This window comes from Litorimonas sp. RW-G-Af-16, from assembly GCF_048319245.1.
Lineage (GTDB): Bacteria > Pseudomonadota > Alphaproteobacteria > Caulobacterales > Maricaulaceae > Litorimonas.
Window position 1 is genome coordinate 1738738 of sequence record NZ_CP166993.1, and the last position, 14905, is coordinate 1753642.

Here is a 14905-nt window from a genome sequence, read left to right on the forward strand (position 1 = left end):
CAGTCTAATTTAGACCAAAAATCGCGCGCGCCCCAGCCTCGTCGCGCTTCATTTGCGCGGTCAAAGCGTCTAGCCCATCAAATTTCGCTTCTTCGCGGATGAAGCTACGGAAGCGCACATCAATCGTTTGCCCGTAAATGTCTTGATTGAAATTAAGAATAAATGTTTCCAGCAAAACACCCTCCCCGCCCACAGTTGGACGCGTACCAAGGCTCGCTACAGAAGGCCGCCACAGCGTCTCATCTTGTAACCGCGTCTCAACACAGTAAATCCCCAGCTTCGGCACAACCAAATCACCGAGCGGTAGGTTTGCAGTCGGAAAGTTCAGCGTGCGGCCCAACTGCTGTCCTTTTTGCACCACACCATCGACTTGCCACGGGCGCGACAGCATGTGTTGCGCGTGAAAAACATCGCCTTGCTTAAGCGCTTTGCGGATTTCAGTGCTGCCATATTTACCGTATAGCTCATGTAGGCCGACGGGGCTCATGGCCGTTACGCCAATCCCCCGCTCAGCACAAAGCTGCGTTAGGCTCTCAATATTACCGCAGCGGTTTTTGCCGAAGCCGTAATCTTCGCCAACCACAACGTGCTTAATTCCTAAGCCCTGATGCAAAACACGCTCAACAAATTCCGTGTCGTCCATCTCTCGTAGATCGTCGTCAAAGGGAATTTCATAGAGCAGTTCAACGCCAAGCTCGTCCATGACTTGCGCCCGCACACGCGGGCTCATCAGGCGGAAGGCGGGCGCGTCCGGTTTAAAAAATCGGAATGGGTGCGGGCGGAACAGCCCAATTCCCATCGGTGCGCCCAACGTGTTGGCAATAGCTTGGGCCGAACGGATAACGGCCTGATGACCGCGATGCAGCCCGTCGAAATTTCCCAGCGCAATGACGGCGCCTTTATCAGATTTCGACAGATTTTTATAGTCGGTGAGCGTTTTCACGACAGCGGCCCGTGCGCTACGATGTTGGGCGCTTTTGCACCATCACACCCGCATCCCCGCGACAAATTTTCACGCCGTCCACTTCGCAATGCACTTTCATTTTGATACGGCCAGAGCGTTCGTTGATCTCCGCCACTTCTGCAATCGCGATCACTTCATCGCCAATAAAGGCAGGCTTACGGAAGCGGAGATTTAGCTCAACGAACAAAGCGCCCAGCCCTGGCAAATCATTGCCCAGCACAGCGGAGATAAAACTCGCAGACAGAGCGCCGTGAGCGATACGTTGTCCAAAGGCAGTCGTGGCCGCAAATTCTGCATCGACGTGAATGGGGTTATGATCGCCCGTAATATCGGCAAATGTGTTGATCATCTCCTCTGTGATGATCGCGCGCGTTTCGCTGCGCATGCCAACACTGAGGTCTTCGAGATAGTATTTTACATCACCAGTCATAACGGGTGTCCTAGCAGAGTCGCGGGGGGCTTACCACGATAAATTCGGCGCCATATATCGTGCTGTGATCTTATGTTTCGTCAGCAAGTTTTTGAAAGTCTCAGTCTTCGCACCGTAAAGGCCGTCTTGGATAAAGAGGCAGTCATAGTCCTGCCGCTGCGCCCCCAAAAGATCCGTGAAGATATTATCCCCAATGCACAAAATACGTTCTGGCGGCGGGACGTAGCCTGTCACTTCTTCCAACCAAGCGCGGCAAAGGCGGTAGATCGGTGGGTGGGGCTTGCCTGCGTAAATGACCTTGCCGTCCATTTTTTCATACATTTGCGCGAGCGCACCGCCGCACCAGATAACTTTATCGCCCACACGCACTTTGACGTCTGGATTGGCGCAAATAAACGGCAAGCCCTGCTCCTGCGCTTTGGTCAGTAATTCGACGTAATCATCTGGCGCGTCGTCATCATCAAACATGCCTGTGCAAGAAATAAAGGCCGCATCGCTCATCTCTGTGAAATGCATTTCGAGGCCGTCATAGAGAACATCATCCCGCTCCGGCCCTATTTTATAGGCAGGGCCAGGCGCGCGGCGCGATAGCTCATCAATCGTCGCATCTCCTGACGTAACAATCGCGTCCCAAAATTCGCCTGGCACGCCGATCTCGCGAAAGCTATCAGGGATCGCAACACTGGGCTTGGGAGAGTTTGAGAGCATTATGACAGGCCCTCGCTCCTGCTGGAACCGCTCTAGCGCCTCGCACGCGGCGCGGAACGGGGTTTGGCCATCATGAATAACCCCCCATATGTCGCAGAAAACGGCATCATAATCCTCCGCGATTTGACCAAGGCCAGAGAGTGATTGAAATGCAGGATTGAGATTTGACATAAGCGGGAGTTAGGCCCGTCGATCAAGAATTGCAAGCGCGCGATGATCAGACTAGAAGCGCCAGACGATACGCCGCAAAGACCGCAGAAAGACCTAGCTCATGCCGCTGACTCCCGAGACCGATTTTGACACTTTCATGCAAGTCGATATTCGCACAGGCACAATTATTGAGGCCGAGCCATATCCCGAAGCACGTAAGCCTGCGATCAAGCTGCACATAGATTTTGGCGGCGAGATTGGGATGAAACGCTCATCTGCGCAGATCACGGAGCTATACAGCCCTGACGCGCTGATCGGGAAACAAATCGCGGCTGTCGTCAATTTTCCGCCACGCCAGATCGGTAAATTTATGTCCGAAGTCCTGACCCTCGGGTTTCACAACGCGGACGGCGCAGTCGTCCTCTTCTCCCCCGACAGCCCCACCCCCAATGGATCGAGATTACTATGAGCGCGAAATCAAAGGCTAAAGCTAAGAAGGCAGCGAAGGCGAAGCAACAACCTGAGGTCAAAAACAGCGATATCGTACCGTGCCAAATTTATTTGCTAACGCCGCCCGTTATCAGCGACCTACACGCCTTTTGCACTTTGCTGGAGCAAGCCTTGGCGGTCTCGCCCGTCGCCTGCGTGCAATTACGCCTCAAAGACATGAACGGCGTGCCAGCGGACGATTCAGCTATCGTTCAGGCGGGTTTCGCTATTAAACCCATATGTCACGGGCATGATACCTTGTTATTGGTCAATGATCGTCCCGACCTCGCCGAGCAGATTGGCGCAGACGGGGCGCATATTGGCCAGGACGACATGGACTATTTTTCATCCCGTGAACTGTTGGGCGGGGATGCTATTATTGGTATCACCTGTCATAATTCGAAGGAATTGGCGTTTGAAGCGGCAAGTTCTGGTGCAGATTATGTGGCTTTTGGTGCGTTTTTCGAAACGCCAACCAAGACCCCAAAACACCGCGCCGAATTGGAGATTTTATCATGGTGGCACGAAGCCGTCGAAATACCGAGCGTCGCGATTGGCGGCATCACAGTGAGCAACGCGGCCGAAGTGATCTCGGCGGGAGCGGACTTTATCGCCGTGAGCAGCGGGGTCTGGGATCATCCCGATGGGCCAGCCGCGGCAGTCTCGCAATTCTCTGCGCTTTGCTTGGAACATTCGCGCCACTAGCAGCATCCGCCAACACGCCAACATCTGGAATTATCGCGCAGTCCGCCGACATGGAATCTGCTCTGAAAGCTTATAATTCAGGGCAAATGGACCAAGCTTTATCGCTCGCCAAATCTGCCGCAAAAGCGGGCAGCACGGACGGCGCTGTCATGGCAGGCCATATTCTGCGCAAGGGCGAAACGGGTCGAATTGACTATGTAGAAGCGCGGCGTTGGTATGAAAAAGCCGCTGTTTTCAACCATCCCGATGCGCTGGTAGCATTGGGGGAGATGGGAATACGGGAGCAAGGCGGCCTGACGACGGCGGACGCGGTCTCGTATTTGACGCGTGCCTCTGATGGTGGGCGCACGGATGCTATGCGCGCACTCGCTGATCTTTACCGAACAGGACAAGGCGTCAGCGCAAACACCGATCAAGAGCAAGTTTACCTCAAACGGGCGTCCGAGAGTTTTGATAAAGACGCGACTAAGCGCCTCGGCGACTCACTGTTTGAAAGCAACCCTCAAGAAGCCTTAAAGCACTACGAAAAAGCGGCCGAGGCTGGGCAAATTGAGGCCGCTTATATTGCGGGTGTGATGTATGCAGAAAATTACGATATTCGACCAGATGCGCAAAAATCCTCTCACTGGCTAAAAATTGCAGCGGAGGGTGGTCATGCGGCGGCGCAGGCTGATTATGGTTTGCGGGTGTATCAGGGGTGGGGCGCGAAGCGGTCTGAGGCTGAGGCAGCAGAATGGTTCCGAAAATCGGCAGAAGGTGGCGACTCAGAAGGACAATTTCTTTATGCCTTCACGCTAGCGAAGGGCGAAGGCGTCACGCAGAATTTTGAAGATGCCTATTACTGGGTTTTGAAGTCAGGCAATAGTTCCGTCGAAGACTATAACAAAGACCGTCAGGCACTGCGCGAGCGTTTAGAGGCCAATGTTGATCCAGACATCCTCGCACGGGCTAAGGCGCGTCTTTAAATCAGTTAGAGTTGTCAGACTTTGTCGCGCCTTTCAAAACAGCGCGGACAGTGAATGATAAAACGGCGGCGGCAATAGTGCGAGCGACAAAGCGCATAATGAGAACTCCTCGTATTTATTGGTATCTATCTAATAAATACGTGAAGTTAGATTTCGTTCCGATGTGATGCTCCTGACCTCGCGAACAGACCACGACGGAAAAAATTTATGTAATTAATTAGCTGCCAAGAACTGTTGCAGTTTCATCATGGCCGGCATGCCCGCCGCGCGCATACGCTTGAGGACATCCACTTTTGCGGAGTCGTCTGGATCGACTTCGCTGACCATTTTCGAGAAACCGTCTAGGCGGTTGCCCACCATCCATTTGCGAATTTCCTTGTCTTGTCCCCATAGAACTTGGTTCATCATATTGGCAGCGGTCATGCGCATATAATCATGCAAAGTGTCAGGGATCGGGACAACGCCGCAGAGCGCATTTTTCTCGGCTTCCGTCCGGTCACTCGCCTCAATATGTGCAATCATAGATCCAGAGAAAACTGGTTGGTAAGCCCGCACAGTTTGCGGCGTAATCAGCTTGCCCTGAAAGACAGGTTTGATGTCTTTGTGATTGATCGCAGAGGCCGAACAATCGACATGGATGTGATTTGGCGACGTTGGAATCGTGCCTTGCACTAAGGTGATTTCATTTTCGCCTAAATGAACTACACGTCCTAAGCGTATGATATTTTTTATTTTTCTTAACTCCTCAACCTCCATTGGGCTGATCGTCGCGCCGTGAAACATCTCTGGCAGAACATTAGGATCAAGGCGCAGGAAGTAACCGCAAGCCTCTAGTTTGAGGAACATATCTTCGGGCGTTTCCGCAGACGCAATGGACTCGAATTGTCCCGCTTGTGCGCCCATGGCTTGCTCGAAAAACTCCATCGTCGGCTGCGTGTTTTCGCGGTTGAGCAGCCACGCATCGCGCGACATGATCCACGTAATATCATCCGCTGGCACACCCATTTCGAGCAGCCATAACGCGGCATCAATGCCTGTCTTACCCCCGCCAATAATGACGTAACCCGCCGCAGGCTCAGCCAGTTTTGGTAAATCATTGAGCGGCATAAAACGTGCCTCTGGGGCGATCGTGAAGTTAGGCGTATGGGTCGACGGGACAGATGTCTTGAGGAAAGTCGCGTCGACAAGCTTGTCATGTTCGACCTCAAATTCTTCGCCCGAGAGCGTGTTCACAAATTTGCCGTCGCCCTGATAATCGCATAGCGGGAAGTAGCGCACACGCCCACTTGTCAGAAAACGATTGCGCATGACATCTTCGAAATAGGCCAAAATTTCCGCGCCCGTCGCCAGGTCGCCTAGTCCCTTATTTAGGCCCAAAGTATCAATTCGACCTTGCGATAACTCCTTGGACGGGACGCCGTAAAACTGGCTAGGCTGATGCAATGTCACGAAGGGATAAGCATTATTCCAATGCCCGCCTGGCTTTGCAAAGCGATCTATCAGGATTATGTCAGCGTCAGAATCTGAGAGCAAGGTATCGACAAAGGCCATGCCCATTGCGCCGCTGCCCACAACCAAATAATCAGTTTTTAAATGTGTCATGCGTTTGTTTAACGCGAGATTTTAGAAAGGACTACTAAATTCATAGTCCATTAGATTTAGCGAGCAGGCTCTAGCGTGCGAGCAATGCGGAAACCATAATCATCATAGCGATAATCCGTCACATAACGGATCCGCGCGCCCTTGCGCATTTGGTAGCCGTGCGTAACCCAAGAGCCGCCCTTCATCACGCGGAACTTACAGTTCCCGTTCTTGCGGGCTTTCCCATTGGTCGGCGCGCCCTCATGTGTCGGGCTCCAGCAATCTTCGACCCACTCATAGACATTCCCGTGAACATCGTAGAGACCAAAATTATTCGGTGCGAAACTGCCGACAGGAAGCGTTTTGCGCAAATATCGGCCAGTTTTATTGACGCCATATGGATTTGCGCCGTCGAAATTAGCGTCTTGGGCAGAAATTGCGTGGCCCATCGCAAATGGAGCCGCCACTATTGGCTGTGGCAACATATTCCCATTCTGCTTCTGACAGGAGACGGTATTTCAGTCCCGTAGATCGGTTTAGCCATCGAATATAGCTCTGCACATCATCATAGCTAACATTGGTGACAGGGCGCTTGCCCTTCCCCCAACCTTTATCCTTAGGGCGATAGCCCCGGCATCCGCCACCCGCGAGGCAATTATTCCAATCATCAAAGGTGACTTCGAATTTGCCGACTTCAAAGCGGTAGGGAATGTTGACTTCGACCTGCGGCCCTTCAAAGCGTTGCCGTTTGGCCTGTCCTCGCGGCGAGCCCAGCATGACCTTACCAGGTTGGATCGTCACCATATTCATCTTCGCGGGCGAAGGACGAGAATGGCGCAGATCGTAAGCAGGCTTTCGTATAGTCGCTGGCGGCATTGTTATTTTCGGTGTGAATTGATCAGGCGAAGCTGGATCAGCAAGACATTCAGTGGGCACGACGACTGTCGCCCCCGCCCATAGAATCGCGCACAATGTTTCAATCATTCTCATTTAGGCCACCCCCATCAGGCCCCCCTCTCGAATAGATCAAAAAATCGCGTATCATGCGATCATATTTGGGGAGTGCGCTTAATGAAGTCCTAAGAGGATGAATGTCTTTCTTGGCCCGTTAGTGATTATGACCAGGGTTTGTGCGCGCGAGTTTACGCATGAGGCCAGGCCAGACGAGATTATCACCCATGCCTGGCACAAAGGCGGCTGCGCCTTGCATATAGACGCGGTCGCCCATCTCTGCGGGCTCCTCGATCAAGTGTTCTTCACCGCCCACGCTTTGCGCAAAAATCTGCGCCTTGCAGGCATTTTCCAAGAAATACATGCGCAGAAATGCCGTGCCACACGTCGGCCCCAAAGTCAGCGTGCCGTGATTGCGCAGCATTAACAGGCTCTTTGCGCCAAGATTCTCGACGATGCGCTCCCGCTCTTCTAGCTCCAGCGCAATGCCCTCATAATCGTGATAGGCGAGATCATTATAGACCTGCATCGACATTTGTGTGTAGCGGCGCAGACCCTTTTTCTGCGCACTGACAGCCATGCCGTAAGGCGTGTGGACATGGATCACGCAACCCGCATCTTTACGCGCCATATGGACAGCGGAATGGATTGTGAAGCCTGCGGGATTGATGAAATAAGGTGTGTCTTGGCAGACCTTCCCATTCATGTCGATCTTCACGAGGGCGCTAGCCGTCATTTCGTCAAACATCACACCGTAAGGGTTAATCAGGAAACGATGCTCGCCGTCCTCATCTGGCAGACGCGCCGAGATATGCGTGAAAACCAGATCCGTCCAGCCATGCATAGCACACAAACGATATGTCGCAGCGAGTTGCTTTCGCATTGCCCATTCTGCGTCGCTGACTTTGCCTTCAAGACGTTCAATCGCCATGGGATCAGGGATATTAAATCCAGCATCCACCTGCATAGCTTGATTCTGGGCGTTCATGGCGTCTCTCCTCTTTCTTCAACTATGCCTTAGCTAGTCAGGTTTTGGCAAGAGGTCGGGTTTGAATAGCGCGAGTTCAGCATGGGCCTCGGCAGAGAGGTTGCGCGCGGGGATGACATAGGTGTGAATAGCAAAAACAACAGCGCCCGTCTCTGGCAGACGGCGAAAGGTCTGCCGCTCTACCCTTACATATCGCGGCGCCGTCGGGTCAATCGGCTTCGCGATGCCCTCCCCGCGCGGTTGATGCAATTCGGGGTCTGTATAAATGAGGAAGTTTGCGCGACCTAAGGGCTGCTCAACACGGATCGCAGATAGCATACGCTCGACGATCGACGCCACGGGCGTAAATTCGGCAACTGGCGTGTGGATGCTCGCAATAGACCGCCCGATCTTTTGCCGCACATCCCAGCTGCTAGGGAAGCACATCACGGCTGCAGTCAGGATATGATCATCGCCGCGCTTTTGCAGGATGCAGAGGTCTTCTTGGATGTTCAGGGCGGCGTCAATCAGCGGATGGGTGTCAGATTTTGGAACACCTATCAGGTCGCGTAACTCTTCGCAGGCTGCATCTGCCCCGACTTGCGCGACAAACACTGCGTCGCGTTTCTCCCGCAGCAAGTTGCGTCGATACGCCATCTGCGCGTCAAACGTCTCTGACCGTGCAAGCCAGTCGGCAATCTCCACCCGCTGCATTCCAGGCAGGCGCGCCGTTTGCGGGTCGCGCCAAGCCTGAAACGGCAAATGTGTGTTGAGGATCATGCCCGCTTATCGCGGGGGATCAGCCTAGAGGCAAGAGGCGGGATCAACCGTCTCCAAGCCCTGCGCTTCGCCCACTGCTGCATAGGTCAGTTTGCCCTCACAGACGTTCAACCCGTTCAGCAAGTGCTTATCCGCTGCCAGCGCCGCTTTCCAGCCGTGACGTGCGATTTGCTTCGCGTGCGTCAGCGTCGCTGCGTTCAGAGCATAAGTCGACGTCCGCGCTACCGCGCCGGGCATATTTGCCACGCAGTAATGCACGATACCATCAACGATATAGGTCGGGTCAGCATGGGTCGTGGCCTTGGACGTCTCAAAGCAACCGCCTTGATCAATCGCGACATCGACCAACACCGCCCCGTCTTTCATCGTCTTCAACATCTCGCGGCTGACCAGTTTCGGGGCAGCGGCCCCCGGGATCAACACGGCACCGACGACCATGTCCGCTTCTGCCAAACGCTGCGCCAGAACTGCTGGCGTAGAGCGCTCGACTTGGGCCCGCACACCGAATTCATAAGAGAGCTTTTCCATAACTTCGTTAGAGCGCTCTAGGATCGTAACATCGGCTTGCATGCCAACTGCCATCAACGCAGCGTTATAGCCAACATCGCCGCCGCCAATGATCAAGACTTTGCCAGAATTTACGCCCGGCACACCGCCGAGCAGCACACCCCGTCCGCCATTTTCTTTCTGCAGCGCGTTGGCCCCCGCTTGGATCGCGAGACGCCCCGCGACTTGGCTCATTGGCTTCAGCAAAGGCAGATCGCCGTAATCATCCGTCACTGTTTCATAAGCAATACAGATCGACTTGGATTTAATCAGCTCGGCCGTCTGCTCTGGATCAGGCGCGAGGTGGAGATAGGTGTATAGGATTTGACCGGGACGGAGCATAGCGCGCTCAATCGCTTGCGGCTCTTTGACTTTGACGATCATCTCGCACTTGGCGAAAATTTCTTCGGCCGTCGCTTTGATCACGGCCCCCTCGGCGATATACTCTTCATCCGTCGCGCCGATGCCAAGTCCTGCGCCCGTCTCGACCCAAACTTCATTATCGTCTTGGATCAACTCCGCCGCGCTCTCTGGCGTTAAGCCAACGCGATATTCGTGGTTTTTAATCTCTTTTGGAACACCGATTAGCATGACGCCCTCCTCCAATATATTTTGTACAAATTACCAAATGCCGAATTGAAAGACCTTTCAATTTTTATTGCTTTAATCGATAAATTCAGAATATAATTCAGCATATATTTAGTTTTTGGATAAATTATTCGATGATTGATAATATTGACAGAAAATTACTCGATCAACTTCAGCAGGATTCTAGGCAATCTATCGCGGAATTATCGGAACATGTCGGCCTTTCGCCCTCAGCGTGCCACCGCCGCATCGGTATATTAGAGAGCAAGGGTGTGATTGAGCGGTACGCCGCGCGGCTGTCTGGCGAAGCACTCGGCTACAACATGACATTTTACGTAGAAGTCACGCTGGAGGGGCAAAGCGAGAAAATTTTATCAGAGTTTGAGCGCGCCGCCATGGCCCGCCCCGAAGTGTTGGAATGTTACCTGATGACGGGCAGCGCGGATTATCTGATCAAAGTCGCGGCGCCTGATACGCAAGAATATGAGCGGCTGTATAAGCGGGTGATCTCCGCTTTGCCACATGTCTCGCGGATACAAAGTTCGCTTGTGATGAAGACGGTCAAACGGTGGACAGGCTACCCGCCCACCAAGCTCTAGTGTAGTTTATTTTGGCGACTCGTGGCGATTGACGAGTTCGTAAAATGTCGCTTGGACATAGTCGTCATCATCCCCAGTCTTATTCTGGTTATAAACGCCCGCTTTGAAATACATATATTCATCGCGGTGTGCGTAGCCGCTCTTGCTCATGTCGATGCGATTGCGCGCTACCACTTTGCCTTGGCGTAGGATATCGACTTGCAAAGCATCGCCGAGTGCCACGATCTTATATCCAAATTTCTCATTCAGCGGAATACCGTCAACGGGATCATCGGCACTGTTAGAGCGGTCCCCCAGCAGAGGCGTGTAAAACTCACTCTTAGGGTTGTTGATCTCGTGGGCGAAATAGAGTGACCCATTGGTGTGGTGTGGCAGCTTGCGATAATAGAGCCGTACAGGTTCGTTATCTTTGGCGTGAATTTGCCCGATAATCACGCGACCGACCTGGCTTTTATCACCCGTTGTCGTCACGTGATTGACCGCCAGCGTTGCTTCTAGCTCACCGTCAACGCCGCCAGCCTTTTTGCGGTAGCGCTTTGCTGCGGTCGAGAAGACCCAGTTATTTTTACCAGGTTCAGACGTCTTATGCTTTTTGTTTCCGCGACGCAGCATTTCGCGCAGCTCCGTCCGAGTATATGTCGTATTGGTCGTTTTCGCGCCTTTTACGGGCGCTTTAAAAACAATGCCGCCGTCATCAGAGGGGTAAAAATATCGCGGATCGGTCCAGCCATTGGCCAGCTCCGTCTCGCTTATGCTGTCAGATTTCCCATTGCCATCATCATCAGACGGCAAGCCCAAATACCAATCGTCTAGCTCAAATGGAGGATAGGACGCATTGCTGTCCTGCGCATAGACATTTGCGGACATACCCGCGCTGGCTAGGCTCACAATGAAAGCTAAAGTCAGATATTTAAATTGCATATTTCCAGTCCTCCGTCCCACTTAATGTGGGAAAAAGAATAAACATGTCAATCCAATATGGTAGAGTTTCCGCAGTTATTGGTAGGGCCAATTTTACAGCGCAATAGCGCGTTGGATTTCTACTCTTCGCGGACTCGCACGGGTCATTGCGTCTGACGCAGGCTTGAGGACATAGCTTAGCACAGACCGATTATCTGTCTGCATAAAGCTCTCCGCTGGCATGCCAGGGATCAGGGTGAGCCCTTCATTTAGGCGGGCAAGTTCCTCTGGCGGGATTTCTATCCGCACAACGTAATAAGGGTAGCCTGTCACAGGGTCTATCAGACGGTCGGGCGCCACGGACGTCACACGCCCTGTTAGCTCTGGCGTTTTTCGCGCATTAAAAGCTGAAAGTCGCACATTGGTCGGTTGGCCTTGATAGATTTGATCGATGTCCTGCGGGGCGACTTGTGCCTCGACAATCAACTGCGCATCGGACGGAATTATCTGCATGATTTCTTGGCCAGGCGTCACGACGCCGCCAATCGTCGTCACCTGCATATTGTGGATCACGCCAGCCACAGGTGCAGTAATATCGATCCGCTCCGTCTTCGACGTTGCTGCCATGAGCTGTTCCAAGAAACCGCTGGCTTCTGCATCGGCTTGGCGGAGTTCGGTCAAGACTTCGGATTGGCGATCACGACGCAACTGGCTGATCTGTTGATCCGTCTCGACAATGCTGCCCTCAAGGCGCGCAATATCAGCTTGGTGATTAGCAATATCACCTTCGAGCCGCAGCTGTTCACGCTCGAGCGCGAGGACGGCGGGCCTACCCAGATAGCCTTTATCAACCAAGACACGCTTGGCTTTCGCCTCTTCGCGAATTTTCACGGATTGGCTTTCTTTGGAACTGATGAGCGCGCGTAGACCGTTGATTTGCTCACCCAGTTGTAATTTACGTTCGCGCAGCTGGCTAATCTGTCCACCAATCGCGATACGGCGCGCTTGGAACAGTTTTTCTTGCCCATCCATTGCCCGCTCAACGCGAGGCTGGCTCCGTGCTACCAACAATGCCTCTGGCCAGACAATTTGCGAAAGGCCGTCACGTTCTGCTTGCAAGCGATAGACGCGCGCTTGCGTCTCGTTATATTGCAGCGTGACGATCTCGCGATTGGCTTCTAACTGCGTCGGGTCGAGACGCATGAGGACTTCGCCTTGCGCCACCGTATCGCCCTCTTCGACCAAAATTTCGCCGACAATACCGCCGTCCAAATGCTGTATCAGCTTAGGTTTGCCTTCAATCGCAACAATACCCGGAGCCAACACAGCGCCTTTGATCTGCGCCAAAGCGGCCCAGCCGAAGACGCCTATCATCAATGCGGCTATAGCGATAAAGCCCCAGCGCAGATAAGCCGCATAGGGTTCTTTTTGCGGTTTGGCGGGGTTTTTACCCGCTAGTCCAGCGAGTTGTGCCTGTAAATCAGGTGGGAGCTGCGCATTCATGATGCGTCTCCTTTAGAGGCTGGCTGTGCTTTTGGCTTAGCCGTTTTAGACCGTTTCGTCGTTGGCTTTTTTGCGGCGGTTTTCACAGGCGCTTTACCTTGCCCTGTCAGCATAAACCCGCGATTGGCGAGTGAACTGGCGGGTTGGCGGGGAGCCGTAGACTTGTCTTTGCCAGTGGCTGCCAGAGCTAAGGCGGGTTTAGCGCTATTGGCATTTGGCGACTTCTGCGCTGGTTTTTGTCCTGACTTGCGCTGTTCCGCTAAAGCGGCCAGTACGGTTTCCTTGGGGCCAAACAAGTCTTGCTTGCCTTCGCGCAGTGAGAGCAAAGTATCAACGGCAGCGATCGCGCTTGGGCGGTGAGCCATGACAATGACGGTTTTCTTACGCTGACGCGCAATGGAAATCGCGCGGGTCAACGCCGCGTCGCCCTCTGCGTCCAGACTAGCGTTGGGTTCATCCATGACGATCAGGACCGGGTCGCCGTAAAGTGCGCGAGCCAGTGCAATACGCTGCATCTGTCCGCCAGATAGCACTGAATACCCCAGCCCCACACGCGTTTCATATCCCTCGGGCAAGCGCAAAATAAGCTCGTGTATACGCCCGCCCATTTTGACGCAGCAACAATAGCTTCGTCCGTGGCATTAGGTTCAAACCGCGCGATATTCTCCGCGATTGTCCCGTCAAAGAGCTCTACAGTTTGTGGGAGGTAGCCAATGAAACGGCCGATTTGTGTGCGGTCCCACTGATCATAAGTCGCCCCGTCCAAACGGATCGACCCACGTTGCGGCGCCCAGACACCCACTAGCAATTTCGCCAAAGTGGATTTGCCAGACGCGCTGGGACCAATCACGCCGAGGCCCTGTCCAGGTTCGAGACGGAAGTTCAGACCATCCACGACAGGGCGCGTTGCACCCGGAGGGCCCGCGCTAACGGCTTCGATTGCTATGACCCCTGTGGGATCTGGCAGTTGCGTGACAATGTCAGCGATTGATGTTTCTTCGTAAAATTCGTTCAGACGTCCATAAGCATCCTTGGCTGCACCGAAGCTGCGCCACTGACCAATCGCTTGCTGGATCGGCGCCAAAGCCCGGCCAAGGATGATGGAACCCGCAATCATCGCACCGGGCGTGATGATCTGCTTGATCGCCAAAGCGCCGCCTGCCCCAAGCATGGCGGATTGGATAAACATGCGGAAAGCCTTGGTAAATGCCCCTGCCCCGCCAGAGCGGTCGCTGGCTGTGCGCGCATCCGCGCCTCCACGTGCGTTAAATTCGTTCCAGCGGCGGTGAATATTTTCTCCCATGCCCATCGCTTCGACTGTTTCGGCATTGCGCTGCGCTTGCGCAGCAAAAACCTGCTCTTGCCGCCGCATCTTAATCGACTCGACAAGCGGTTTTTTCATACGCGCATTGTTCATCAAAGCTGAAATCGCGATAACCACCGCTCCCGCAATCGCGAGCAGTCCGAGCGTCCAGTGAAGGAAGAAAATCGCGACGATAAATAATGGCGCGAACGGCATATCGAAAAATGTGCTAGGGCCAGAACCTGATAAGAATTGCTTAAACGTGCTGATGTCGTTCAACGGCGTTGACCGCGCCATTTTGCCCCCGCGCACATTGGCGGTGACCCATGACTTGAACGTCGATGCATTGAGTGTGCGCTCGAATTTGTCAGCGACTCGGACCAAAATACGAGACCGCAAAAAGTCAAAGAAGCCCATAAAAGCATAGAGAAGCGCCATGAGGATCGATATCATCACTAAAGTCGACATAGACCGACTGCTCAAGACACGGTCATAAACTTGCAGCATGTAGATCGGACCCGTCAGCATTAGCAGGTTGATGAAAACCGATAAAATACCTACACCGATAAAGGCATCTTTCGCCTCTTTCAGCGTTTCGCCGACGGGGGAACGCAGCCCCGTTTTATCTGCACCATCTGGATTATTGTGTGTCTTCGCCATAAGACCTCCGTCTTAAACGCAAATTGGATAAAAACTAATAAATTTATTCAGAGGAATTTGACAATTTTTAGAGACGCATGTCGTCAGGCAGCATGTTGAAGGCAAATGAGCAAATT

Annotated in this window: 17 protein-coding genes; 4 read left to right on the plus strand and 13 right to left on the minus strand. The window is 53.3% G+C overall.

Going from position 1 to position 14905, the window contains the following annotated elements; all coding sequences use genetic code 11:
• Window positions 1-4: 4 nt before the first annotated feature.
• From AB8615_RS08610 to AB8615_RS08620, 3 genes are read right to left on the minus strand one after another with little or no spacing between them, the layout of a single operon-like run.
• Window positions 5-943: a bifunctional riboflavin kinase/FAD synthetase gene (locus AB8615_RS08610; RefSeq protein WP_409432199.1), complete on the minus strand. Its 939-nt coding sequence runs from the start codon at window positions 941-943 to the stop codon at window positions 5-7.
• A 16-nt stretch (window positions 944-959) separates the two neighbouring features.
• On the minus strand, window positions 960-1394 hold the full coding sequence (locus AB8615_RS08615) for a MaoC family dehydratase (RefSeq protein ID WP_418152196.1): 435 nt from the start codon (window positions 1392-1394) through the stop codon (window positions 960-962).
• A gap of 30 nt (window positions 1395-1424) precedes the next feature.
• The gene (locus tag AB8615_RS08620; protein WP_409432201.1) at window positions 1425-2273 is read right to left on the minus strand and encodes a TIGR01459 family HAD-type hydrolase; all 849 of its coding nucleotides are present in this window, start codon (window positions 2271-2273) and stop codon (window positions 1425-1427) included.
• 100 nt (window positions 2274-2373) lie between these two features.
• Here AB8615_RS08620 and AB8615_RS08625 point away from each other — a divergent pair, with 100 nt between their 5' ends.
• The 3 genes from AB8615_RS08625 to AB8615_RS08635 are packed head-to-tail and all read left to right on the plus strand — an operon-like array spanning window position 2374 to window position 4411.
• The gene (locus AB8615_RS08625; protein ID WP_409432202.1) at window positions 2374-2721 is read left to right on the plus strand and encodes a tRNA-binding protein; all 348 of its coding nucleotides are present in this window, start codon (window positions 2374-2376) and stop codon (window positions 2719-2721) included.
• Entirely contained in the window at window positions 2718-3446 is a 729-nt protein-coding gene (thiE, locus tag AB8615_RS08630) for a thiamine phosphate synthase (protein ID WP_409432203.1), read from the plus strand. The genes AB8615_RS08625 and thiE overlap by 4 nt, the downstream gene beginning before the upstream one ends.
• Before the next feature lie 50 nt (window positions 3447-3496).
• The gene (locus tag AB8615_RS08635; RefSeq protein WP_418152199.1) at window positions 3497-4411 is read left to right on the plus strand and encodes a tetratricopeptide repeat protein; all 915 of its coding nucleotides are present in this window, start codon (window positions 3497-3499) and stop codon (window positions 4409-4411) included.
• A 213-nt stretch (window positions 4412-4624) separates the two neighbouring features.
• Here the strand turns inward: AB8615_RS08635 and AB8615_RS08640 are convergent, their stop codons facing one another.
• The 6 genes from AB8615_RS08640 to ald form a co-directional block, all read right to left on the minus strand.
• On the minus strand, window positions 4625-6013 hold the full coding sequence (locus tag AB8615_RS08640; RefSeq protein WP_409432205.1) for an NAD(P)/FAD-dependent oxidoreductase: 1389 nt from the start codon (window positions 6011-6013) through the stop codon (window positions 4625-4627).
• A gap of 56 nt (window positions 6014-6069) precedes the next feature.
• Window positions 6070-6441, minus strand: coding sequence for a formylglycine-generating enzyme family protein (locus AB8615_RS08645; RefSeq protein WP_418152201.1), 372 nt, complete (start codon window positions 6439-6441; stop codon window positions 6070-6072).
• Window positions 6410-6976 (minus strand): formylglycine-generating enzyme family protein, encoded by a 567-nt coding sequence (locus AB8615_RS08650; protein ID WP_418152203.1) that lies wholly within the window; start codon window positions 6974-6976, stop codon window positions 6410-6412. The genes AB8615_RS08645 and AB8615_RS08650 overlap by 32 nt, the downstream gene beginning before the upstream one ends.
• Window positions 6977-7100: 124 nt before the next feature.
• Entirely contained in the window at window positions 7101-7931 is an 831-nt protein-coding gene (locus AB8615_RS08655) for a class II aldolase/adducin family protein (RefSeq protein WP_409432207.1), read from the minus strand.
• Window positions 7932-7964: 33 nt separating this feature from the next.
• Window positions 7965-8690 carry a heme-dependent oxidative N-demethylase family protein gene (locus AB8615_RS08660; protein WP_409432208.1) on the minus strand — a complete coding sequence of 242 codons (726 nt, stop codon included), beginning with the start codon at window positions 8688-8690 and terminating at the stop codon, window positions 7965-7967.
• 24 nt (window positions 8691-8714) lie between these two features.
• Window positions 8715-9827, minus strand: coding sequence for an alanine dehydrogenase (gene ald / locus AB8615_RS08665; protein WP_409432209.1), 1113 nt, complete (start codon window positions 9825-9827; stop codon window positions 8715-8717).
• 131 nt (window positions 9828-9958) lie between these two features.
• On the opposite strand from ald, the gene AB8615_RS08670 reads away from it, so the two are divergent.
• Window positions 9959-10423, plus strand: a complete 465-nt coding sequence (locus AB8615_RS08670; protein WP_409432210.1) for an Lrp/AsnC family transcriptional regulator — start codon at window positions 9959-9961, stop codon at window positions 10421-10423.
• Between the two features lie 6 nt (window positions 10424-10429).
• Here AB8615_RS08670 and AB8615_RS08675 read toward each other — a convergent pair whose 3' ends face one another.
• From AB8615_RS08675 to AB8615_RS08690, 4 genes are all read right to left on the minus strand, one after another.
• Window positions 10430-11344 (minus strand): polysaccharide lyase family 7 protein, encoded by a 915-nt coding sequence (locus AB8615_RS08675; RefSeq protein WP_418152206.1) that lies wholly within the window; start codon window positions 11342-11344, stop codon window positions 10430-10432.
• A gap of 93 nt (window positions 11345-11437) precedes the next feature.
• Window positions 11438-12826, minus strand: a complete 1389-nt coding sequence (locus AB8615_RS08680; RefSeq protein WP_418152208.1) for an HlyD family type I secretion periplasmic adaptor subunit — start codon at window positions 12824-12826, stop codon at window positions 11438-11440.
• On the minus strand, window positions 12823-13377 hold the full coding sequence (locus AB8615_RS08685) for an ATP-binding cassette domain-containing protein (RefSeq protein ID WP_418152210.1): 555 nt from the start codon (window positions 13375-13377) through the stop codon (window positions 12823-12825). The genes AB8615_RS08680 and AB8615_RS08685 overlap by 4 nt, the downstream gene beginning before the upstream one ends.
• On the minus strand, window positions 13293-14789 hold the full coding sequence (locus tag AB8615_RS08690; protein ID WP_418152212.1) for a type I secretion system permease/ATPase: 1497 nt from the start codon (window positions 14787-14789) through the stop codon (window positions 13293-13295). Before AB8615_RS08690 ends, AB8615_RS08685 begins: the two co-directional genes overlap by 85 nt.
• Window positions 14790-14905: the final 116 nt, after the last annotated feature.

Coding starts and splice junctions, on each gene's coding strand:
- AB8615_RS08615 (WP_418152196.1), bottom strand. CDS start 1,394: ATGACTGGTGATGTAAAATACTATCTCGAAGACCTCAGTGTTGGCATG.
- AB8615_RS08620 (WP_409432201.1), bottom strand. CDS start 2,273: ATGTCAAATCTCAATCCTGCATTTCAATCACTCTCTGGCCTTGGTCAA.
- AB8615_RS08625 (WP_409432202.1), top strand. CDS start 2,374: ATGCCGCTGACTCCCGAGACCGATTTTGACACTTTCATGCAAGTCGAT.
- thiE (WP_409432203.1), top strand. CDS start 2,718: ATGAGCGCGAAATCAAAGGCTAAAGCTAAGAAGGCAGCGAAGGCGAAG.
- AB8615_RS08635 (WP_418152199.1), top strand. CDS start 3,497: ATGGAATCTGCTCTGAAAGCTTATAATTCAGGGCAAATGGACCAAGCT.
- AB8615_RS08640 (WP_409432205.1), bottom strand. CDS start 6,013: ATGACACATTTAAAAACTGATTATTTGGTTGTGGGCAGCGGCGCAATG.
- AB8615_RS08645 (WP_418152201.1), bottom strand. CDS start 6,441: ATGGGCCACGCAATTTCTGCCCAAGACGCTAATTTCGACGGCGCAAAT.
- AB8615_RS08650 (WP_418152203.1), bottom strand. CDS start 6,976: ATGATTGAAACATTGTGCGCGATTCTATGGGCGGGGGCGACAGTCGTC.
- AB8615_RS08655 (WP_409432207.1), bottom strand. CDS start 7,931: ATGAACGCCCAGAATCAAGCTATGCAGGTGGATGCTGGATTTAATATC.
- AB8615_RS08660 (WP_409432208.1), bottom strand. CDS start 8,690: ATGATCCTCAACACACATTTGCCGTTTCAGGCTTGGCGCGACCCGCAA.
- ald (WP_409432209.1), bottom strand. CDS start 9,827: ATGCTAATCGGTGTTCCAAAAGAGATTAAAAACCACGAATATCGCGTT.
- AB8615_RS08670 (WP_409432210.1), top strand. CDS start 9,959: ATGATTGATAATATTGACAGAAAATTACTCGATCAACTTCAGCAGGAT.
- AB8615_RS08675 (WP_418152206.1), bottom strand. CDS start 11,344: ATGCAATTTAAATATCTGACTTTAGCTTTCATTGTGAGCCTAGCCAGC.
- AB8615_RS08680 (WP_418152208.1), bottom strand. CDS start 12,826: ATGAATGCGCAGCTCCCACCTGATTTACAGGCACAACTCGCTGGACTA.
- AB8615_RS08690 (WP_418152212.1), bottom strand. CDS start 14,789: ATGGCGAAGACACACAATAATCCAGATGGTGCAGATAAAACGGGGCTG.